Consider the following 19,619-nt stretch of genomic DNA (forward strand, 5'->3'; position numbering starts at 1 on the left):
CGGAATGCTGCGGGGTCGCCGCACGGTTGCGGCGACCCCGCAGCACAGCGGCGAATTCGCGACTCGGAGCCTACTGGGCGTTGTCCGCGAACCGCAGTTGCAGCAGTGTGGCGGCGATGCCCACTGCGAACGTCCCCGTGAGCACCACATAGCTGGCCGCCGGAAGCGAGTCCACCGGATCGGCCACCACACCGATCAGGAGCGGGACGATCGAATAGGGGAACCACTCCGCCCAGCCGGTCCTGCCGAAGAGATTTCCAAGGGCCAGCATCACGAGCGAGAACGCGATGGGAGCCACTTCGCCTCGGCTCCAGACGGCGATCCAGGAGATCACCGGCGCGAGCAGGAACGAAATCACGGCAGCGAGGAAAACATTCGCGATTCCGGTCCCGGCCAGCGCCGCCGAGAACCCCGGGAGCCCCATCGCCAGCCCGATCCCCAGCGCCTCAATCAGGACTATGACGACGAGCGCCATCCACCACGCCGCCGCGACCGCCAGCTTGGCCAGGGCGAACCAATGACGGGCCACGGGCAGCGCCAGCATGTTCTTGGCAGTGGCATCACGGTACTCCCGGCCGAACAGGTAGGCGACGATGAACGCCAGCAGCAGCATCCCGCCGACGCCAATGATCAGCGTGAGCATGTAGAAGTATTCGGGCCACGTGGCCTCGAGCCCGGCGAGGTTGGCTTTGGTGCCCAGAAGACCCAACTCGGCCGCCCGCCCCGGTTCGCGCACGATCCACATGAACAGAGCGATCCCGAGCGGCATCAGCCCGAGCACGGCCAGGGTGGCCCACGGCGCCTTGGAATGATGGAGCTTCCTGAACTCGGTGGCGAGAACCTGACCAAACATCAGGCATCGCCGGCCGTGGACGACGAGCCACTTACCGGGCGGTCCCCGGTGCGCGCGAGGAAGTAGCGCTCGAGATCCAGCGTGAGCAGCGCCTGCTCGCGCTCCTCCGGCGTGTAGGCCTCAGTTGCGAAGGCGCGCGCCTTCGCGGCGAGTTCATCGCGCGACGACTCCTCGATGAGGCGGCCGTCGTGGACGATGCCGATGCGATCCGCCAGATGGGCGATCTCGGCGAGGATGTGACTCGACATGAAGACAGTGACGCCGCGTTCGTCCGCGAGCGAGCGGAGCAGCTCACGGATCTCGACGATGCCGGCCGGGTCGAGGCCGTTGGCGGGCTCGTCGAGCACCAGCAGTTCGGGGGAGTGCAGCAGCGCGCGGGCGAGTGCGAGGCGCTGCTTGTTGCCGAGTGAGAGTTGCCCGGCCCGCCGGTCCGCGTAGGCATCGAGGCGCAGCAGCCCGATCGAGTCGGCGACCGCGCGCGGCGGCGAACTGGTAAGGCGCCGCTGGATATCCAAGTTCTCGCGCACAGTGAGGTTGGGGTAGGCAGTCGCTGTCTCGACCAGGAAACCGATCTTCGAGAAGACTTTCGTCTCGCCGGGCCGGATGCGCCGGCCGAGCACCGCAATGTCGCCACTACTCGGACGGATCAGGCCGAGCACCATGCGGATCGTGGTCGTCTTACCCGCCCCGTTCCTGCCGAGGAACCCGTAAATCTCGCCTCGGCGGACGTCGAGGTCGAGCGAGTCGACGGCGGTGACATCGCGGTACCGCTTGACGAGGGCGCGAGTGGAAACCGCGGTGTCAGGCATCCGTCTCCTCCATGGCCCCATCCTGCCACCAGGCCGGGAGTGTTGACAGGGGCAGGGCGGGTGCACCGGGGCGGGGGCGTCCCCTGCTGCCTGTGACCAGCCCGCCGGAACGCTGCGGCATCGCCGCAAGGCCACGGCGACCCCGGAACGTCGCGGCGAATTCGCGGGTCGGCGCCGTATCAGGCTCCTGAACGCCCGGTCAGGGCTCGAAGCAGCCGGCTCTTGAACTCCTGCTCCCGGAACAGGTGCTGCCACTCAACGCGGACGAAGCGCCAACCCTCATCCATCAGTGCCTTCTCCCGGCGCCGTTCCTCGAAGATCACCTCGGCCGTGGGTCTGTAGTCGAAGTACTTGGTCCTACCGTCGAACTCGAGGGCGATCTTCTCCTCCTTCCACGCAAAATCCAGCCGGTGGCGTCCGGCGCGGCTTGATACTTCCAACTGCGGCTCAGGAGGCTTGATCCGGAGCCGCAGGATCAGCTCGCGGGCCAGGGTCTCGCCGGGAGATTCGGAGCGTGGATCGGCTGTGGCGAGGACGCGGCGGAACGTCCGGATCCCTCGCCGGCCATCCAGCGCATCGGCCATGGCCTGCAGGACGGCAGCATCGGCACCCAGGCGAAGCCCATGGTCTGTGAGGATCAATGCCTGCCTGTAACCCAGCAGCATGGCGCAGTCGGCAATTGTCCGTTCCAGGGACGTCGTTCGAAGGCCGTTCACGACGTCGATGTCGTGTTCGGCGAACGGACGCGTGTGGCAGCGCACATCCTTGCCGTGACGCTCATTGGACGGGTGCACCTTCTGAAGGAGATGGATGGCGTCGTCCACGTCCCACAGATAGAGGCGGCGGAGGCGCGCCGCGGACGTGTGGCTGTACAGGAAGCTGCCAGTCGACGTCGTCCGCGTTCCGTGGGCGTGGGCGAAAATGAGTTGCCGGCTCCGGGCGTCCGGGGGCTGGGCATTCCAGAGGCTGGCGCGGATGTAGCAGCCGTGCCGGAGCCGGACAAGGCCGCCCGCGTCCAGCAATGCACGGATGGCGCGCGAACCGTAGCCGAGATCGAGGAGTTGTTCGGTCCGCCAGAGGTTGCCCGCCGGCGGCAAGGCCAGCAATCGGTTCTGAATCATGCCTTCAGCTTCAGTCCCCGGGCAAACGGGCGGCAGGCCCCAATATCGCTATGTGGAAAACGCCAGGCAGCCGCACCGACCGGCTTGTGGCCAGATCGCCGGATCACGGCGGCCTCGCCGTAAATTGTCGGCGAGTTCGACGGCGGGAGGCCGGGAGGCCCGACCGACGGCGGCAGGCCCGGGAGGCCCGGACCGACGGCGGGAGGAACTGCCGGTTCAGCCGGAAATGTGGGCCGTCGTGCCGCGGATGACGAGTAAAGGTTCGATCAGCTGGCGCTTGGGTTCGAGGGTGGGGTCCTGGATCCGCGCCAGCAGCGTGTTGGCCACCTCGACGCCGACCACGTCGCTGCGGTTATCCACGGACGTCAGATCCAGGTACCGCGACTTGGCCAGCTGGGAGTTGTCGTAGCCGATCACGGAGATGTCTGCCGGGACGGAAAGGCCGCGGGTCTTGACGGCGGCAAGGGCGCCCAGCGCCATGGCATCGTTGGCGGCGAAGAGGGCGGTCGTGTCCGGGAAGTGTTCCAGAAGCCAGCAGGCGGCAACATAGCCGTCCTCCTCCGAGGTCCCCTGGGATTCGCCGGCGATCCGGACCTCGACTCCGGCCTCCACAACCCGGCTGCGGAAGCCTTCCCTCCGGTGGGCAGCGGCGCCGCCGGAGCCGGATACGTGTCCGATCCGCGTGTGCCCCAACCCCAGCAGGTGCTCCGCCGCCAGCCGGCCCCCGCCGTCGTCGTCGTTAGTAATGAGATCGGCGCCGGCCGGAACGCCGTCCCGCCAGCCGGCGACGACGGCGGGCACCCAAGTCCCGGCCATCATGGACTCGCTCGGCTCGGCGGCGATGACGAGGCCTGCCACGTGCATGGACAACAGCCCGTCGGCGGCTTCCGTGATGCGGTTCTCGCCCGGGCGGGAGTCTGCGAGGGTGACCTGGTAGCCGTGCGGAGAGAGGGCGGATTCCATGCCGCGCAGGAGGTCCACGAACCAGAGGTTCCGGAAGTCGTCAATGACGAGCCCGATGCTTTTCGTCTGGCTGCTGGCGAGCGTGGTCGCCGCGCGGCTCGGGCGGTAGCCCAGCTCTGCCATGGCCGTCCGGACGGCCTCCCGGCGCTTCTGGCTGACCTTCGACGGGTTCTGCAGCACGAGTGAGACCAGCGACGGGGAGACGCCGGCGCTCTTGGCGACGTCGTAGATCGTCGGGCGGCGGGATCGAGAGGTGTTCAGCGTCATATGCAGAGCCTTTCATGTCTCATCCGAGGATAACCGCCCAACCATTGACAGGACATATGCACATGGATACGCTCTTATCAGCGCCAATTTTTGTAGCGCTCCAATTTTCTAACGTCGGGCCGTCGGCCTGGCCGAATTTCAAAGGAGAAATCGATGGCTGACAGTCTAGGAGTTGCCGTAATCGGCGCCGGAATGGCAGGAAAGGCGCACGCGGCCGCATATCGGACGGCGTCCGCGCTGTACAGCCCGGTTCTTCCTCCCATCCGGCTGGTCTCCATCGGCGATGTCAACGCCGAGTTCGGATCCCTCGCGGCGAAGCGTTTTGGTTATGAACGCAATGACACGTCGTGGCGGGCGATCGCCGAGGCCGACGACATCGACGTCGTGAGCGTTGTGATCGCGAACTCCCTGCACCGCGAAGTGGTGGAAGGCCTGCTGGCCGCCGGCAAGCACGTCCTGTGCGAAAAGCCGCTGAGCGACTCCATCGAGGATGCCCGCGCCATGGCAGAGGCCGCCCGTAACGCCAGTTCGATTGCCCGGATCGGGTTCACCTTCCGCCGCACGCCGGGCATCGCCTACATCCGCGACCTCATCCGCTCCGGTGTCCTGGGCAAGGTCCTGCACTTCAGCGGCCGCTACTGGACCGACTACGGTTTCAGCCCCTCGGCCCCCATGAGTTGGCGCTACAAGGGCGGCCCCGGTTCCGGTGCGCTGGCCGACGTCGGAAGCCACCTCACGTACGTCGCCGAGTTCCTCTGCGGCGACATCAAGTCCATCAGCGGAGGACGCCTCAGCACAGTGATCGACAAGCGCCCGCTGCCGCTGGGCGCCGTCATGGGCCACGACCACGCCGCGGTCAGCGACACGTTCGAGCCCGTCGAAAACGATGACTACGCGGTGTTCTCCGCCGAGTTCGGGAACGGCGCCGGAGGCTTCGAGGTCTCCCGCGTCGCGGCCGGGCACGCCAACAGCCTGATCTTTGAGGTCTTTTGTGAGAACGGCGCCGCCCGGTTCGACCAGCGCCGCCCGGCCGAAATCGAACTGTTCCTCAACGACGGGCCGGCCAACGAAAACGGCTACCGCCAGGTCATCCTCGGTCCAGGACACCCCTACATCGCCGGTGGCCTGGCCATGGACGCGCCCAGCGTTGGCTTTGGCCAGAACGACGCCTTCGGCTATCAGGCCCGGGCCTTCCTGGAGGAAGTCGCCGGTCTCAGCGAGGCGGAGTCCCTGCCGCGCTGCGCCACCTTCGACGAGGGCGTGCGCAACATGGAACTGCTCGGTGCCGTCACGGAATCCGCGCTCAACAACGGAAAGAAAATCACGCTATGAAACTCGGTGTCTACAACGCAATCCTGCACGACCGCCCGCTTCCGGAGGCCCTGAAGGTCATCGCGGACCTCGGGCTGACCGGAATCGAAATCAACACCGGCGGATTCCTGCCGGCCGTCCACGTCCCCACCATGGACCAGATCCTGGAGAGCGACGCGGCCCGGGACGACTACCTCGCCATCTTCGAGGGTACGGGCGTCTCGATTGCCGGCCTGAACTGCAACAGCAACCCGCTGCACCCCAAGCGTGAAATCGGCGAAAAGCACGCCGAGGACATCCGCCGCTCCATCCGGCTGGCGCACCGGCTGGGCCAGGACCGGGTGGTCACCATGTCCGGCCTGCCCGGCGGGGAGCCCGGCGCCACGACGGTGAACTGGGTCGTCAACGCCTGGAACTCGGCGGCCCTGGACGTACTGGACTACCAGTGGGGCATCGCGGCGGCCTTCTGGAAGGAAACCGACCGCCTCGCCGCGGACCACGGCGTGAAGGTGGCCCTGGAACTGCACCCGCAGAACATCGTGTTCAACACCGCCGATGTCCGCAAGCTCATCGAGCTGACCGGCGCGACCCATGTCGGCGTCGAACTGGACGCCTCCCACCTGTTCTGGCAGCAGATGGATCCGGTCGCCGTGGTACGCGAACTCGGCCCGCTGGTCTTCCAGGCAGCGGCGAAGGACGTCCGCGTCAACAAGGAGAACGCCGCGCTCTACGGAGTCCTCGACAACAGCTTCCGCCGGCTCTCCCCGGAGGAAAACCGCACCAACCTCGGCGGCGACGAGTGGGCCAACGAATGGCCCAAGGACTCCGCGTGGGACTTCGTGGCCCTGGGCCGCGGTCACGACACCGCTTATTGGACCGAGTTCCTGCGCGCGCTGTATGAGGTGGACCCCAACATGCTCGTCAACATCGAGCACGAGGACATCTCCCTGGGACGGATCGAGGGCCTGCAGGTGGCGGCCAAGGTCCTGCGCGACGCCGACGCGGCGCTCTCGGCGTCGCTGCACCTCACGAACTGACGGCCGGGGAAGCCACGAGGTCTCACGAGGTCGCCGGACTGCTGCGAGATCGCCGAACCCTTCCGGCGATCTGGCACGGTTCCGGCGACCTCGACGGCGGGGGAGGTGCCGGCCCTGCAGGCTTCCGGCGAGGTGGACGGCGAGGCCGGGCCGGGCGGCGCCTGCCACGGCGCCGGGGCGGCCTAGGAGTAGTACTTCCCCAGGGTTTCGGCCTTGAACTCGAAGAAGTTGCCGGCCTCGATGGCGAGCCGGGCGTCGTCGACCATTTTCACCACGAAGCGCTCGTTGTGGATCGAGATCAGCGTGGCCGAGACCATCTCCTTGGCCTTGAACAGGTGGTGGATGTAGGCCCGCGAGTAGTTCAGGCAGGCGTAGCAGTCGCAGTCCTCCTGGAGCGGGCCGAAGTCGCGCTTGTACTTGGCGCCGGAGAGGTTGTACCGGCCGGTGGGGTGGTAGAACGCCGAGTTGCGGGCCACCCGGGTGGGGGAGACGCAGTCGAACGTGTCCGCACCGTTCTCGATTGCGGTGAAGATGTCGTCCGGTTCGGAGATGCCCAGCAGGTGCCGCGGCTTGTTCTCCGGCAGCTCCTCGTTGCACCAGCGCACGATCGTGCCGAGGTTCTCCTTCTCCAGCGCGCCGCCGATGCCGAAGCCGTCAAAGTTCATCGCGCCGAGGTCTCGGCAGGCCTTGCGCCGCAGGTCCTCGTACTGGGCGCCCTGGATAACCCCGAACAGGGCCTGGTAGGGCTTGCCGGCGCGCTGGTCCGTGAGCCGGAAGTGCTCGGTGATGCACCGCTCGGCCCAGCGCCGGGTCCGCTCCAGGGACTCCTCCTGGTAGCCGCGGGAGTTCTGCAGCGTGGTGAGCTCGTCGAAGGCGAACATGATGTCCGCGCCGATCTGGTGCTGGACGTTCATGGAGATCTCGGGGCTGAAACGGTGCCGGTCGCCGTTGAGGTGGCTCTTGAACCAGACGCCTTCCTCGTCGACGTGGGCCAGGCGTTCCTTGCCGGGGGCGACGGCGTCGTCGGGTCCCGAATGGTCCACCGATTTCATGTCGATGACCTTCTTGAACCCCGATCCCAGGCTCATCACCTGGAAGCCGCCGGAGTCTGTGAAGGTGGGCCCCCGCCAGTTCATGAAGGCGCCCAGCCCGCCGGCTTCATCCAAAATGTCAGCGCCCGGTTGCAGGTACAGGTGGTAGGCGTTGGCCAGCACCGCCTGTGCGCCGAGCTCGGCGATGGATTCCGGGAGCACTGATTTGACCGTGGCCTTCGTGCCGACGGCGATGAATGCCGGGGTCTGGATCTCGCCGTGCGGGGTGGCGATGGTGCCGGTCCGGCCCAGGAACTCGCCGCCGTTTTCGGCTACCTGCGCGGACGACGGCGGGCACGCCTCGCTCAGGCGTTTGCCCACGCGGAAGGAGAACTCTGATTGTCGGGCGGGCGCGGCAGGCGCGGCGGGCGAAGGATTGGGGTCAGGATTGGCTGGCACGGTTCAAGTGTGCCAGCTAACGCAGCCGTTGCCTTAGTGGACGGGATCCGATGTGGGGTAGTTCTCAGCCCGCCAGGTGTCCCAGTATTTGCGGATTGCCTCCAGCTGATGGGCACCGAGGTCGTAGGTGGAGACGATCGCCAGGGATCCGCCGTCGGGCCGGAGATCGGCGATGGCGGGCTGGTCCGCCACGATCAGCAGGCCCTCCCCGTGTTCGGCGTAGTTGTGGACCGTCAGGCCCACCTGGTGGTTACTGCGGAACCACACTTTGCCGGAGATTTCCTCGCCGGTGGGAAGCGTGAGCGAATACGGGTCCCCCGGCGCGGGGACATCGCTGAGCCCGAGTTTGTCTATCGCGGAACCGCCAGTGCCCGGCACGGAGAAAAAGAACGTCCGGCGCTTGCCGTGCGGATGCCGTTCCAGGGCGAAGCGCAGCTGGTGGAGGAAGGTCAGCCAGCCCTGGGTGATGTCCTCGTCCCACGCGGCCCACTCGGAATTGTGGTCGACCGCCGCCCGGGTGACGCTGACCTCCGTGCCCCCGGGGACAGGTTTCAAGGTGAAGACGTCGCCGCCGTCGACCACCAGGGAAGTATGGTCCGCGCCTTCGACCACGTTCGGCCCGAAGTAGATTTCGTTGATTTCGGCCTCTTGGTCATCGGCGTTCCAGCCGTGCCATTGGGCGATCCTGGCGGGTTCGCGCAGCATGGTCCAAACTTGCTGCGCGTCGGAATTGATCACAACGCTCAGATTGTTCGTCATGGGGTGAATCTACAACGCCCGGCTCCGAACGGGTAGGGCCGAACGGAAGCCCTGAGCAGCCCCGAGCAGCCCCGCCGCGGCCTCAGGCGCGGACGGATTCGAGTTCGTTGCCGATCCGTCGTTCCAGCTCGGCGGCGCCGATGGTCTCCGAGCCGCCGTGAGCCCGGAGCAACAACAGCGCCTCGAGGCGCAGCCGGCGCCACTCGCGTTCCGCGTCCGCGTTCGCGTTGTCGATCGAGCGGAAGATTTCCTTGTCGTACAGGTTGGGCTCGTTGAGCGAGCGCTGACGCACCTTGGCGTTGATCCTGGCCTTGAACGGGTCCGCTTCCATGGCCTCCGGCGCGCGGAGGAATTTCTCGTAGATCCCGGCGCGCTCGTCCTGGCCAAGCTGGCGGCAAATGTAGCTGGAGAGCGCCAGTGAGGCCTCCACCGAGGCCCAGCGGCCAGGGTTGCCGTCGAACGGCAGGACGTTGAGCAGGTCGGCGACCGCCAGGGCGTTGTCGGCGTCCTTGAGGTTAATGAACAGGTCATGGGCGAGGTCGCTGAGATCCTTCAGGCAGCTCCCGGACTTGGTGTTGATGCCCTTAGCCAGCCGTTCACCGAGCAGGAGCACTCCTGCCGCACCAGGATGGGCCGCCGCCGCGGCCTCCACGACCGACTCGGGCGTGCCGTCGTAGGCGGGGATGAGGGCCAGATCCGCGTCGCTGGGGCCGCTCACCAAGGGCGGCGCCACAGGCTGGGGAGGAACGACGACGCCGGTCGCGGCAATGTCGGGCGTTTGGCCCGGTTCCGCGGACGGACCGGACGACGGCGGCACGGGCGACGGAGGCGCGGCCGCGGAAGCGCCGGCGGCGGAATCGTCTGAGGAAGCACCGCTGCCAGCACCGGCGGTGGAATCGCCGTCGAACGATCCGGGGGCGCGTTGTCCCGCGGAAGCTGCGTCAGCCGTGCCGGCGGACCGGAGCTCTGCAGCATCCGGGGTGTCCGCGCGGGGCCCGGCGTCTGCGGCGATCCGGACCGTCGATCCGGCCGCGATCCGCAGCACACCCCCGCCGCTGAGGGTTGCCAGGACCATAGCCGGCGTGCCGAAATCGTCGGCTTCGAGCTCCACCCGGTGCACCTCGGCGGAGCGGTTTCCGTCGGGCAGGATCAGGTGGTCGCCGGCCCGTAGGGATCCAGCCTGCTGTTCACTGTAGTTGCGGGAGGCTGGGGGGTGGGTCATCGGGAGTCCTTAAAGTTCTCTTGCGGTCCGCCCTACAGTCTACAAAATTGGGTGCGCCAAGTTGGGGACGCAGCGGACGCCCCGAGCGTCCCGGGGCCACGCCGGACCCCAGTGGGTGGGCTAGTTGCCGACTCCTGCGAAGGCCAGAGCCTGCCGGATCAGGGCACCGCGGCCGCCGCTGAATTCCAGCTGCGCGTCCGTGCTCATGACCTCCTGCGGGGTCATCCAGGTCAGCTCCAGGGCGTCCTGCCGCGGGGAGCATTCGCCGGTCACGGGGATGATGTAGGCCAGGGCGACGGCGTGCTGGCGGTCGTCGGTGAATCCGGTATGGGATGGGGACGGAAAGTACTCGGCCACGGTGAACGGCACGGGACTGACCGGCAGCTGCGGGAACGCGAGCGGGCCCAGATCCTTCTCAATGTGGCGGAGCAGCGCGGCACGGATGGTTTCGCGGTACAGGACCCGGCCCGACACCAGGGAACGGACCATGGTGCCGTCCTCGTCGGCCTGCAGCAGGGTGCCGACTTCGTTCACGAACCCCAGGGGGTCCAGCCGGACCGGAACGGCCTCGACGTAGACCATCGGCAGCCTTCCGCGCGCTTCGAACAAGTCGTCGTCGGAGAGCCAGCCAGGATTCGGGTCAGGGGTGCGCACATTCATGGTTAAGTTCTACCCCATCCCCGCCCGTTCCCCGTGCCGTGCCGTGGGGCAGGCGCGCCCGCAGCCAGTCGCCGGCGCGCGCCGCAGCAGCCTCAGCCCTCCGCGGGCGCCGCGGATATCCACAGCGGCGGCCGGGCGGAAACGCCGTTCGCATCCGGGTTGGCCACGTGCAGGGTGGGAACGGCTGCCTCCTCGATCACCGCGGCCTCGTGTCCGGACTCGTTGAGGCGCTCGCACAGGGCGCCGAGGTCGCCGGTGTATTCGAAGCCCAGGCCGGCGCTCCCGGTCCCGGCACCGGCGCCGACCATCAGGATCCCGCCGTTCTTGGCCGTGAACGCTTCCGACTCGACGGTGTCGGGCTCGCCGGTGGCGGTCCCGGTGCCCGTGACCGGGCGGGGTTGGGCGCCGATGTTGCGCAGCGTTTGGGCCGCCCCGACGGCGTCTTCGGCGAACCAGACGCCGACGACGGCGATGCCCGGATCCGCTTCCGGGGACCCTCCCCAGCTGCCGTCGGCCGCACGCGTGGCCGCGTCCGCCAGGAAACTGAAACCGTCGGCGGCGGTGATCCGGCAGGACGCGCCGTGGTCCGCCTCGATGAGTTCCGCGTTGGTGCCCCCGGCCTCGGTGCCGGTGGCGGCGCCGGCCTCCTTGGTGCGGCGGGCGAATTCCTGCAGGTCGCCCACCTCGACGCCGAAGTAGGTGGTGCCGTCCTGATCGGCGCCCTGCTCGACGAAGTGGAGGGCGAGGCGGCCGGAGGCGGCGTCGAACTCCCGCCACGTGGGCTCGTCGACGGTCTTGACCAGGCCCAGGGCGGTGAGCAGCCGCTCCCATTCATCAAGACGGGAGGTGAAGTGGATCGGGCGGACACGCAGCATCGTTACTCCTCGAGTTGTGACGGATTCCGGCTTTCACGGATATCGTCCCACCAAAGCGGCCCGCTAGGCAGTGGGGAGCACAATAGTGCCATGGCTGTTGAACTTGAGGAACTGCTGGTCAAGGATGCCGCCGAGTGGCGCGCCTGGCTGGAGCAGAACCATGCGACGAGTCCGGGCGTGTGGCTGGTGCTGCACAAAAAAGGTGGCTCGGTGACCGAGTTGGACTACGAGGCCGCGCTGCGGGAGGCGCTCTGCTTCGGCTGGATCGACGGGCAGGGCCGGCGGCGGGACGGGGAGAGCTCGTTCCAGCGGATGACCCGGCGCGGACCCAAGAGCGCGTGGTCCGCGCGGAACGTGGAGCGGATTGAACGCCTGGAGTCGGCCGGGCTCATGACCCCGGCCGGACGTTCCGCCGTGCTCAGCGCCAAGTCGGACGGGCGCTGGGAGGCCGCTTACTCGGGGGCAGCCACGGCGGAGGTCCCGGTCGACCTCGCCGCGGCCATCGCGGCAGAGCCCCGCGCGCAGGCGATGTTCGAGGTCCTGACGTCGGTGAACCGCTTCGCCCTGATCTACCGGACGAATGCCGTCAAGCAGGCCGCCACCCGGGAAAAGAAAATCACCGGGTTCGTGGAGATGCTCGCCCGGTTCGAAACTCCGTACCCACAAGCCAAACGGCCCCCGGAGGTGTAGCGGCCGCCCGGATGGCGATCCAGAGAACTCCCAGCCTCCGTCCGGGCGGCAGGGAGTTGGTGCTGGCAGAATAGGGCGATGCTCCTTGTCCAACGTGCACCGCGACCGCCCGCCCGCCCGCCGCTGCAGTCCCAGCGGCGGCTCTTCTTCGCGGCAGCCGGCCTGCTGATCGCGGGGGAAACCATCTTCTGGACCATGCTCGCCGCGGTGCAGTCCAACAGTGGCGCGGCCGCCCTGGACGCGCCCGTGCATGACGGCCTCGTGGCGTCCCGGAACCCGCTGGAAACTGCGTTCCTGACGGCAGTGACCACGGTGACCTCGCCGGTGTCGATGACCGTGATCGGCTGTGTGCTGGCCCTCGTCTGGGCGGTATGGAAACGGGAACTCTGGCGCCCCGCGCTGCTGGTCGGCGCCATGGCGGCAACCTTCGCGGTGTCCACGCTAATCAAGCACGAGGTCGGCCGTGGCAGGCCCGCCGCCATCGACTTCATGCTCGGCCCGGACGACGCCCTGTCCTTTCCCTCCGGCCATACCTTCGGTGCCGGCGTATTCCTGTGCGTGCTGTGCTATCTGTTGCTGGCGGCCCGCGGCACGCGGTCGGTCAAACGCTCGACGTCGGTGCTCGGCTTCGCGGCGGCGGCAGCGGGGACACTGGTGGTCGCCCTGAGCCGCCTGTACCTGGGCTATCACTGGCTGACGGACGTGCTCGCGTCGATGGGCCTGGCGCTGGCTGTCACCGGGGTGGTGATCCTGGCGGACGGGCTGCGTGCCGCCATGGCCGGCCGGGCGGCACCGGTGGCTACCGCGACGGCGGCGGTGACTACGCCGGCGGAGACGGCGTTGCCGGCAGAGGCCCGGCCTGCAGCGGAATACGGGTCAGAGCGAGACGCCCATGGCCTGGGCGATCACCACCGCTGAGGCTGAGGACCACGCCTGCGGGTGGCACGACGCCGGATAGGGCACCGCGACTGACGAGTCTTCCGCCCGCACCCCGGCGAAGACCTCCGGCAGCCGATGCCCGAAGGAGGCTGCCGCTGTGAGCAGCCCATCGGCGAGCACGCGTGCCTCGGCGATGAAACCCTCGGCCAGGAGGCCGCGGATAGCAATGGCGGTGTCGTGGCTCCAGACCGAGCCGCAGTGATAGCTGAAGGGCCAAAAACCGGCAGCGCGGCGCGAAATCGTGTGCACGCCGTAGCCGGAGAATAGCTCCGGGCTCACCAGCCGGTCTGCCACGAGCCTGGCCTCGGCAGGGTCCAGGATGCCCGTGCCCAGCAGGTGTCCCATGTTCGAGCCCGGGACGTCGAGCGGAACCCCATGCCCGTCGAGGGCCATGGCGGGGAACGGGCCGGCGTCGTCCTCGACCCAAAAGCGCTCACGGAACCTGAGCCGTAGGGCCGCGGCGAAGTCCCGGAGCGCCTGGCCGCCGGGCTCCCCGTAGGCATCGAACAGTTCGGCCGTTTCCAGCGCCGCCTGGTAAGCGTAGCCCTGCACCTCGGACAGGGCGATCGGCCCCTCGGCCTGCCGCCCGTCGCGGAACTGCATGGCGTCCCGGGAGTCCTTCCAACCCTGGTTGCTCAGGCCGTGGCCCGTGGCGTCCCGGTAGCTGAGGAATCCGCCGTTTCCCTGCGCGGCGCCGGCGCCCGGGTCTGGGTCCGTTCTGGGTGTCCCGGCGGCGAGCAGCCAGTCAGCGGCGCGTGCCGCGTTGGGCAGCAGCGACCGGACAGCGGCGTCGTCCTGGCCGGCGCGCCAGAGTTCACCGAGCAGGCAAAGCCACAGCGGGGTGGAATCCACGGCCCCGTAGTACACCGGAGGCAGGCGGAGGCCCTGGCTTTCCAGGACGAGCTCCTTGGACCGGAGTTCGTGCAGGATCTTTCCCGGTTCCTCGGCGGCGGCGGGGTCGGTCCGGGTGCCCTGATAGGCGGCCAGGGCCCGCAGCGTGCCCGCGGCCAGCCCGTGGTCCGCCCCGTTATCCAGCGGCAGAAGCAGACGCGCGGCCCACAGCGAGTCCCGGCCGAAGAGCGTGAAATACCAGGGTGCCCCGGCCGCGATGAACGGGGCGTCCGGGAGCTGGCGGGTGGCCAGCCGGAGGCCGCCCACTTCATCGAGGGAGTTGTCCAGGAGCAGGCCCAGTGCCCCGGCGGGCCCGGTCCGCGGCGGCCGGGAGGCGGGCGGACGGGCCGCCACGACGGCGTCGTCATCGTCCGTGAGGATGGCCTGCCATTCGGCTTCGAACGGCCGGCCCCGGCCCAGGCGTCCGCGCCAGGCGAGCCGGCCTTCAGCGGTGACGGCGCCGGGTGCCGCCACCGTCAGGGCCTTGCCGCCCTCCCGCCAGCGCAGCGCCGACTGATCGGCGGAGGAGGGTGCGGATGCGTCGCGGAAGCGGCTGAGCCGGATTTCGGCCATGTCGGTGAAGTCGGCGGCCAGCTCGACGTCGATTTCGACGTCGAGGGAATCCAGTGAGGTGCGCAGCTGCAGGCTGTGCCGCACCACGCCAGGGGTCACGGTCCAGGTCTGCAGGAGCTCGACGGCGGGATCCTCGGTGGGACCCGGGATCCCCCGGACGAGTCCCCGGACGCGCAGGACGCCGCCGGGCTCGGCTTCGACCGTGGCCGGTTCGGGCTCCAGGCCGTTGACCCGAACGAGGGCCCGGCTGAGCATCCGGGTGTCGCCGTGAAGGAGCCCCGTGAATCCGGCCGGGTCGGCCGGATTAGCGGTGCCGGGCGGGGTGGCGGCGCCAGCGAGGCGGCCGTCCGGATCGAGCCACAGCTGCGTGGGGGCGGCTACGGAGCAGTGCTGGCGGTGCAGGCCTGGCTGAACAGTCATCCGCCCACCCTATGCCGGGCACCCGGCGGTCTCAATGCGCCAAGACCCGGTGCCGGCCGTCTGAGAGGTCATGGCGTTGGCCCCCGGCGGCCGAAAGGTCCGCCTGCTGGACGCCGGATGAGTACGCGATCGGGCTTTCATCCATGGCGGGCACTCTTACGATTCGCGTCGTAGGCCCTGGCACGGGAGAGCGCCCCGCCTCGGGTCCAACGAGCGTTCGGGGCGGCGTCATTGAGCGATACCAGGTCGTGTGCTCATCCATTCGGCACGAAGGATTGAAAATACCTCCTTGTCGTATCGATTCCCGTCGTAGACCCAGCTACTGCGAAGAACGCCGTCCGAACGCATACGCAGTCGCTGCGCGACAGCAACACTGCGGTCATTGTCAGTGCGGCACCGCCATTCAACGCGAGACATCCCTCGCTCCATGAAGGCCCACTCCATGAGCAGTTCGACTGACCGGGTGATGAGACCGCCTCCGACAGCATCGGGTTCGAGCCAGCAGCCGATCTCGCAAATGCTCCAGACCGGATCAAACGTGACAAACATGACGCCTCCAACGATCTTGCCGTCGTCCCAGAGGCCATAGATGCGCGCTCCATCATTCGCGGTGGCTGTGGCGTAACGCTGAAGGGTAGCGCGGGCACCGTCGACGGTGTCGGTGACAAAAGTCGGTCCGACCCACGGCCGGATATGCTCTCTTGCCCTGCTCATATGCTCGGCAAACTCGCCGGCATGCCAGGTCTCAAGAGGCTTCAAGACGACCCCGTTTCGCACGACTGTTTCAAACATAGATTCTCCAGAAGGTCTGCCCAGGGTTTGGTTGCACTGGGGGTGGGTAATTTTCACGGACGTGTCCGTCGGCCAGCAACCGCGCGGACAGCGGCAGTGGTTCTCGTGTGCCTGCCCGCGTTCTCAAAGCGTGGCCGTCAACAGGTAGGTGCGGAGATTGGTTTGCTCCCCGGCGTCCCGTGTAACGGGGACCTGGGCTAGTCGGCCGAAGTTTGCTGAGGGCTGTCCGGGCTGGACCACCGCCGACTCGCTCCAGCCGCCGGCCCGGAAAAGTGCTTCCGGGGAATCTGTACAGAAAGGCAGCGGCCGGCCGGCACTCTTGCGCGCGGCCACCAGCGGAGCCATGCCTTCCAAGGCCAACAGGCCGGTGCCAAAGATATCCGCCAGGAAGGTGGATCCTGCGGCGGACAAAGCCGCGGCGTCTCGGACGAGGGACTCGGCATCGGCCTCAGCCAGGTAAAAGAAGAGTCCCTCGGCAACCCAGATCGTTGGTGTGCTTCGGTCAAAACCTGCCTCGAGAAGGCCCGAGGTCCAAGGCCCGGATAGGTCAGCGTGCACGCACCTTCGTTCACATTGGACCGGTGCGGTGCGCAGGATGGCTTCCTTCTCTGTGAACGCCTCTGCGTGGTCGATCTCGAACACGGTGCAGGAGGCCGGGAGCGGCAGCCGGAAGGCCCTGGTATCTAAGCCGGCGCCAAGCAGGACGACCTGCGAGTCCGTGCGGGCGGCGCGGAGGATGCGACCGTCAAAATATCGTGTCCGGACCGGCAGGAACGGATTGTAGTCTGCGGCCTCCAGGGTGGCTTTACCGCTTTCTCCCGCCAGAAGCTCGGCCCACGGATCGTTGAAAAGCCGGTCCGGACGGGCAGTCTCAAGCGCCCTCGCCGCGGCAATCCAACGGCCCGTACCTACAAAGGCTGCCTTCGCCCGCGCGTCATGATGTGGGGTCATTCCTCCACCCTAGTGAACGGGGGCTTGAAGAAAACGGAGGCAACTCATCGTGGTATTTATTCCGTTTTCTGGAGCGACCCCAATGAGGGTCAATGTGCCTGACTCACTCACAAGCATTGAAAGACCGCGACTCAGTAGGCCGCTGGGCATGAACAGCGACCGCGAACGCAATCAAGCGCCGACGGGAAACGTCGCGCTGGTCCGCACGGAGTCGGTCCTTACCGCCGCACAGCGAGCCGGCAGCTTCCTACGGGGACGGCTGCTCATCCACCGGGAAGGCGACGGCCTCGCCCACCACGCGCAGCCGCAGTTCCGTGCCGGGACGGGCGATCGATGCGTTCCAGTGACGGATCGTGATGATTTCCCCGCCGCCGGGGTAGCGGTGGTCCGGAATGGCGCCTGCGGCAAGGACGGGCGGGACGGGAAGCTGGAGCCGTACGGTGGTTTCGGGGCCGAAGTAGTCGGTGTCCACCACGGTGCCGCGGATGGGCCCGTCCTCGGAAATACGGATTTGCTCGGGCCGGAGCATCAGCTGGACCCGGCCCTGGGCCGGCGGGCGGCGCACGGGGATCCCGCCCAGCGAGCACGTGGCCAGGGACCCTTCCATCCAGGCATCCAGGATGACGGCGTCGCCCAGGAACTCGGCGGTGGCCCGGTCCGCCGGGCGGGTGTAGACGACGAACGGGTTGCCGATTTGGGCGAGCTTGCCGCCGCGCATCACGGCCACCTGGTCGGCGAAGGACAGTGCCTCGGCCTGGTCGTGCGTGACCAGGATGGTGGTGACGCCGGCGTCCTTCAGGACCTGGCCGACGGCGCGGCGGGTGGCCACCCGCAGGCCCGCGTCCAGGGCGGAGAACGGTTCGTCCAGCAGCATGAGTTCGGGTTCCCGGGCCAGGGCCCGGGCCAGGGCGACGCGCTGTTGCTGGCCGCCGGAGAGCTGGTGCGGGCGGCGCTTGGCCATGCCCGGGTCCAGGGAGACCATGTCCAGCAGTTCAGCGACGCGTTCCTTGACGCCTCGGCGCCCGCCGGGGAGCTTGGCCGGGTCCAGGCCGAAGGAGATGTTCTGACCGACCGTCAGGTGCGGGAACAAGGCCCCGTCCTGGGCCACATAGCCGACGTGGCGTTTGTGGGCCGGGACCCAGGCGTTCTCGCCCGCCACCTTGGTGCCGTTCAGCGAGATGCTGCCGGTATCGGGGTGTTCGAAGCCCGCAATCAGGCGCAGGAGCGTGGTCTTTCCGGAGCCGGACGGGCCCACGATCGCCGTCGTTCCGCCCCTGGCCACGGAGAGGTTGACGCCCTTGAGCACGGCCTGCGAGCCGAAGTTCTTGGTGACCGCATCGATCTCCAGGTGGCTGTTGGTGCTGGTGGCCACTGAGGCCGCGATCCGCGGTTCGGGGAGACGGGAGCGGGCCTCACGCGACGGGTGGGTATCGGTCACTGTCCGGCTACTTTCTTGGACTGCTGGAAGAGGAGATAGGTCATGGGTGCCGAGATCAGGATCATCAGCAGCGCGTACGGGGCGGCGCCGGCGTAATCGATCTCGCTGCTCTTGCTCCAGAACTCGGTGGCAAGCGTGCTGGTTCCGTTGGGGGAAAGCAGCAGGGTGGCGGTGAGTTCGTTGACGATGCCCAGGAACACCAGGGCCGCGCCGCCGGCCGCGGCGGGGGCCGTCAGGCGCAGCGTCACCCGGAGGAAGGCAAGCAGCGGCGGCTTGCCGAGCGCCTGGGCAGCCTCGTCGAGTTCCTTCGGCGCCTGGGACAGGCCGGAGCGGATGTTGACCAGCGCCCTGGGCAGGAACAGCAGCACGTACGCCGCGATCAGGAGAGCCGAGGTCTGGTACATGCTGGGGGCCATCCGGATGCTTACGGTCACGAAGGCCAGGCCCACCACAATCCCGGGCATGGAGCTGGTGATGTAGTTGGACAGTTCCAGGGACTTGCTGAACCAGCTGGGACGCCGCACGGCCAGGTAGGCCATGGGGAACGCGACGAGGGTGGTGACCACGGCCGCTCCAAGCCCGTACGCAAGGGTCTGCAGGAGGGCCGGCATGAACTCCTCCGCGGCCCAGATTTCCGGGCCGCCGGCGATGATCCAGCGCAGCACGAAGGTCAGCGGCAGTCCGAAGGCCAGCCCGGTGAGCGCGATCAGCGACAGCTGGGCGGGGACCTGATAGGCGTGCAGGGGCAGGCGCAAGGCGCGCGCCTGGGCGCCCGAGCCGATCCGGGCATACCGGGCGCTGCCGCGGCTGCGGACTTCCACGAGCAGCAGGATCAGGCACAGGAAGACCAGGACGCTGGCCAGCATGTTCCCGGCAGTGCCGTTGAAGGTGGACTGGTACTGGACCATGATCGCCGTGGTGAAGGTGTCGAAGCGGATCATCGCGAAGGCGCCGTATTCGGCCAGCAGGTGCAGCGCGACCAGCAGCCCGCCACCGGTCATGGCGACGCGAAGCTGCGGCAGCACCACGCGGAAGAAGGCGCGCCAGGCGCCGAGGCCGAGGGACGCGGCGGACTGCTCGATTGCCGGGTCCAGGCGGCTGAGTGTGGCGGCGGCCGGGATGTACACGAGCGGAAAATAGGACAGCGTGGCGATCAGGACCCCGGACCACAGCCCGCCGAGAGAGGGCACCGCGGAAACCCAGGCATAGCTGTTCACGAAGGCGGGGATGGCCAGCGGGGCTGCGAGCAGGACGGCCCACCATTTGCGGCCCACCAGGGTGGTGCGTTCCACGAGCCACGCGCCGCCGACGCCGAGCACCAGGCACAGCGGCACGGTGACCACGGTCAGCAGCACGGTGTTCAGCAGCAGTTCGCCGACCCGGGGGCGGACGATTAGGGACACGGCGGTGTCCCACCCGGTCGCGGCCGTCATGACGATCACGTAGGCCAGGGGCACCAGGGAAAACAGGGCGATGAGGACCGCCATGATGGACACGACGGAGACGCCCAAAGGCGGGCGGGGGCGCTTGCCCCTGCCCGCCGTCGTCGTGTCGGTCT

The 19,619-nt window shown here is 68.1% G+C and carries 18 protein-coding genes; 4 read left to right on the forward strand and 14 right to left on the reverse strand.

Annotation, left to right across the window (positions count from 1 at the left end; all coding sequences use genetic code 11):
• Positions 1–70: 70 nt before the first annotated feature.
• The 4 genes from C8D78_RS12770 to C8D78_RS12785 all read right to left on the reverse strand — a co-directional run bounded on the left by C8D78_RS12770 (position 71) and on the right by C8D78_RS12785 (position 4,013).
• Positions 71–853: an ABC transporter permease gene (locus C8D78_RS12770; protein WP_120954254.1), complete on the reverse strand. Its 783-nt coding sequence runs from the start codon at positions 851–853 to the stop codon at positions 71–73.
• The gene (locus C8D78_RS12775; RefSeq protein ID WP_167467906.1) at positions 853–1,662 is read right to left on the reverse strand and encodes an ABC transporter ATP-binding protein; all 810 of its coding nucleotides are present in this window, start codon (positions 1,660–1,662) and stop codon (positions 853–855) included. Before C8D78_RS12775 ends, C8D78_RS12770 begins: the two co-directional genes overlap by 1 nt.
• Before the next feature lie 179 nt (positions 1,663–1,841).
• Positions 1,842–2,783, reverse strand: coding sequence for a type IV toxin-antitoxin system AbiEi family antitoxin domain-containing protein (locus C8D78_RS12780; protein WP_120954256.1), 942 nt, complete (start codon positions 2,781–2,783; stop codon positions 1,842–1,844).
• Between the two features lie 216 nt (positions 2,784–2,999).
• Positions 3,000–4,013 carry a LacI family DNA-binding transcriptional regulator gene (locus C8D78_RS12785; RefSeq protein ID WP_120954257.1) on the reverse strand — a complete coding sequence of 338 codons (1,014 nt, stop codon included), beginning with the start codon at positions 4,011–4,013 and terminating at the stop codon, positions 3,000–3,002.
• A 153-nt stretch (positions 4,014–4,166) separates the two neighbouring features.
• Between C8D78_RS12785 and C8D78_RS12790 the strand changes: the two genes are divergently transcribed.
• Entirely contained in the window at positions 4,167–5,345 is a 1,179-nt protein-coding gene (locus C8D78_RS12790; RefSeq protein ID WP_120954258.1) for a Gfo/Idh/MocA family protein, read from the forward strand.
• Positions 5,342–6,361 (forward strand): sugar phosphate isomerase/epimerase family protein, encoded by a 1,020-nt coding sequence (locus C8D78_RS12795; RefSeq protein ID WP_120954259.1) that lies wholly within the window; start codon positions 5,342–5,344, stop codon positions 6,359–6,361. The genes C8D78_RS12790 and C8D78_RS12795 overlap by 4 nt, the downstream gene beginning before the upstream one ends.
• Positions 6,362–6,543: 182 nt before the next feature.
• Here C8D78_RS12795 and tgt read toward each other — a convergent pair whose 3' ends face one another.
• The 5 genes from tgt to C8D78_RS12820 all read right to left on the reverse strand — a co-directional run bounded on the left by tgt (position 6,544) and on the right by C8D78_RS12820 (position 11,367).
• Positions 6,544–7,851: a tRNA guanosine(34) transglycosylase Tgt gene (gene tgt, locus C8D78_RS12800; protein ID WP_120954260.1), complete on the reverse strand. Its 1,308-nt coding sequence runs from the start codon at positions 7,849–7,851 to the stop codon at positions 6,544–6,546.
• Between the two features lie 33 nt (positions 7,852–7,884).
• The gene (locus C8D78_RS12805; protein WP_120954261.1) at positions 7,885–8,610 is read right to left on the reverse strand and encodes an SRPBCC family protein; all 726 of its coding nucleotides are present in this window, start codon (positions 8,608–8,610) and stop codon (positions 7,885–7,887) included.
• Between the two features lie 82 nt (positions 8,611–8,692).
• The gene (locus C8D78_RS12810) at positions 8,693–9,832 is read right to left on the reverse strand and encodes a DUF6707 family protein (protein WP_120954262.1); all 1,140 of its coding nucleotides are present in this window, start codon (positions 9,830–9,832) and stop codon (positions 8,693–8,695) included.
• A 120-nt stretch (positions 9,833–9,952) separates the two neighbouring features.
• On the reverse strand, positions 9,953–10,492 hold the full coding sequence (locus C8D78_RS12815; RefSeq protein ID WP_120954263.1) for an NUDIX hydrolase family protein: 540 nt from the start codon (positions 10,490–10,492) through the stop codon (positions 9,953–9,955).
• 92 nt (positions 10,493–10,584) lie between these two features.
• Entirely contained in the window at positions 10,585–11,367 is a 783-nt protein-coding gene (locus C8D78_RS12820; protein ID WP_120954264.1) for a VOC family protein, read from the reverse strand.
• 90 nt (positions 11,368–11,457) lie between these two features.
• Between C8D78_RS12820 and C8D78_RS12825 the strand changes: the two genes are divergently transcribed.
• Positions 11,458–12,057 carry a YdeI/OmpD-associated family protein gene (locus tag C8D78_RS12825; RefSeq protein WP_120954265.1) on the forward strand — a complete coding sequence of 200 codons (600 nt, stop codon included), beginning with the start codon at positions 11,458–11,460 and terminating at the stop codon, positions 12,055–12,057.
• Between the two features lie 78 nt (positions 12,058–12,135).
• Positions 12,136–12,975 (forward strand): phosphatase PAP2 family protein, encoded by an 840-nt coding sequence (locus C8D78_RS12830; protein ID WP_120954266.1) that lies wholly within the window; start codon positions 12,136–12,138, stop codon positions 12,973–12,975.
• Here the strand turns inward: C8D78_RS12830 and C8D78_RS12835 are convergent.
• The 5 genes from C8D78_RS12835 to C8D78_RS12855 form a co-directional block, all read right to left on the reverse strand.
• A complete protein-coding gene (locus C8D78_RS12835; RefSeq protein ID WP_120954267.1) occupies positions 12,934–14,880 on the reverse strand; it encodes a glycogen debranching N-terminal domain-containing protein in 1,947 nt (648 codons plus the stop codon). The genes C8D78_RS12830 and C8D78_RS12835 overlap by 42 nt on opposite strands.
• Positions 14,881–15,108: 228 nt before the next feature.
• Positions 15,109–15,672 carry a GNAT family N-acetyltransferase gene (locus C8D78_RS12840; protein WP_120954268.1) on the reverse strand — a complete coding sequence of 188 codons (564 nt, stop codon included), beginning with the start codon at positions 15,670–15,672 and terminating at the stop codon, positions 15,109–15,111.
• 123 nt (positions 15,673–15,795) lie between these two features.
• Positions 15,796–16,623, reverse strand: coding sequence for a class I SAM-dependent methyltransferase (locus C8D78_RS12845; protein ID WP_120954269.1), 828 nt, complete (start codon positions 16,621–16,623; stop codon positions 15,796–15,798).
• 247 nt (positions 16,624–16,870) lie between these two features.
• The gene (locus C8D78_RS12850) at positions 16,871–18,007 is read right to left on the reverse strand and encodes an ABC transporter ATP-binding protein (protein WP_208641955.1); all 1,137 of its coding nucleotides are present in this window, start codon (positions 18,005–18,007) and stop codon (positions 16,871–16,873) included.
• A gap of 50 nt (positions 18,008–18,057) precedes the next feature.
• Positions 18,058–19,557, reverse strand: a complete 1,500-nt coding sequence (locus C8D78_RS12855; RefSeq protein WP_120954401.1) for an ABC transporter permease — start codon at positions 19,555–19,557, stop codon at positions 18,058–18,060.
• Between the last annotated feature and the right edge of the window lie 62 nt (positions 19,558–19,619).

The organism is Arthrobacter oryzae (assembly GCF_003634095.1).
Classification (GTDB): domain Bacteria; phylum Actinomycetota; class Actinomycetes; order Actinomycetales; family Micrococcaceae; genus Arthrobacter; species Arthrobacter oryzae.

Excerpts from the sequence above, each read along its gene's own strand:
- C8D78_RS12790 (WP_120954258.1), top strand. The coding sequence starts at position 4,167 with ATGGCTGACAGTCTAGGAGTTGCCGTAATCGGCGCCGGAATGGCAGGA.
- C8D78_RS12845 (WP_120954269.1), bottom strand. The coding sequence starts at position 16,623 with ATGACCCCACATCATGACGCGCGGGCGAAGGCAGCCTTTGTAGGTACG.
- C8D78_RS12815 (WP_120954263.1), bottom strand. The coding sequence starts at position 10,492 with ATGAATGTGCGCACCCCTGACCCGAATCCTGGCTGGCTCTCCGACGAC.
- C8D78_RS12775 (WP_167467906.1), bottom strand. The coding sequence starts at position 1,662 with ATGCCTGACACCGCGGTTTCCACTCGCGCCCTCGTCAAGCGGTACCGC.
- C8D78_RS12820 (WP_120954264.1), bottom strand. The coding sequence starts at position 11,367 with ATGCTGCGTGTCCGCCCGATCCACTTCACCTCCCGTCTTGATGAATGG.
- C8D78_RS12785 (WP_120954257.1), bottom strand. The coding sequence starts at position 4,013 with ATGACGCTGAACACCTCTCGATCCCGCCGCCCGACGATCTACGACGTC.
- C8D78_RS12770 (WP_120954254.1), bottom strand. The coding sequence starts at position 853 with ATGTTTGGTCAGGTTCTCGCCACCGAGTTCAGGAAGCTCCATCATTCC.
- C8D78_RS12805 (WP_120954261.1), bottom strand. The coding sequence starts at position 8,610 with ATGACGAACAATCTGAGCGTTGTGATCAATTCCGACGCGCAGCAAGTT.
- C8D78_RS12830 (WP_120954266.1), top strand. The coding sequence starts at position 12,136 with ATGCTCCTTGTCCAACGTGCACCGCGACCGCCCGCCCGCCCGCCGCTG.
- C8D78_RS12810 (WP_120954262.1), bottom strand. The coding sequence starts at position 9,832 with ATGACCCACCCCCCAGCCTCCCGCAACTACAGTGAACAGCAGGCTGGA.
- C8D78_RS12835 (WP_120954267.1), bottom strand. The coding sequence starts at position 14,880 with ATGACTGTTCAGCCAGGCCTGCACCGCCAGCACTGCTCCGTAGCCGCC.
- C8D78_RS12825 (WP_120954265.1), top strand. The coding sequence starts at position 11,458 with ATGGCTGTTGAACTTGAGGAACTGCTGGTCAAGGATGCCGCCGAGTGG.
- C8D78_RS12840 (WP_120954268.1), bottom strand. The coding sequence starts at position 15,672 with ATGTTTGAAACAGTCGTGCGAAACGGGGTCGTCTTGAAGCCTCTTGAG.
- C8D78_RS12795 (WP_120954259.1), top strand. The coding sequence starts at position 5,342 with ATGAAACTCGGTGTCTACAACGCAATCCTGCACGACCGCCCGCTTCCG.
- C8D78_RS12780 (WP_120954256.1), bottom strand. The coding sequence starts at position 2,783 with ATGATTCAGAACCGATTGCTGGCCTTGCCGCCGGCGGGCAACCTCTGG.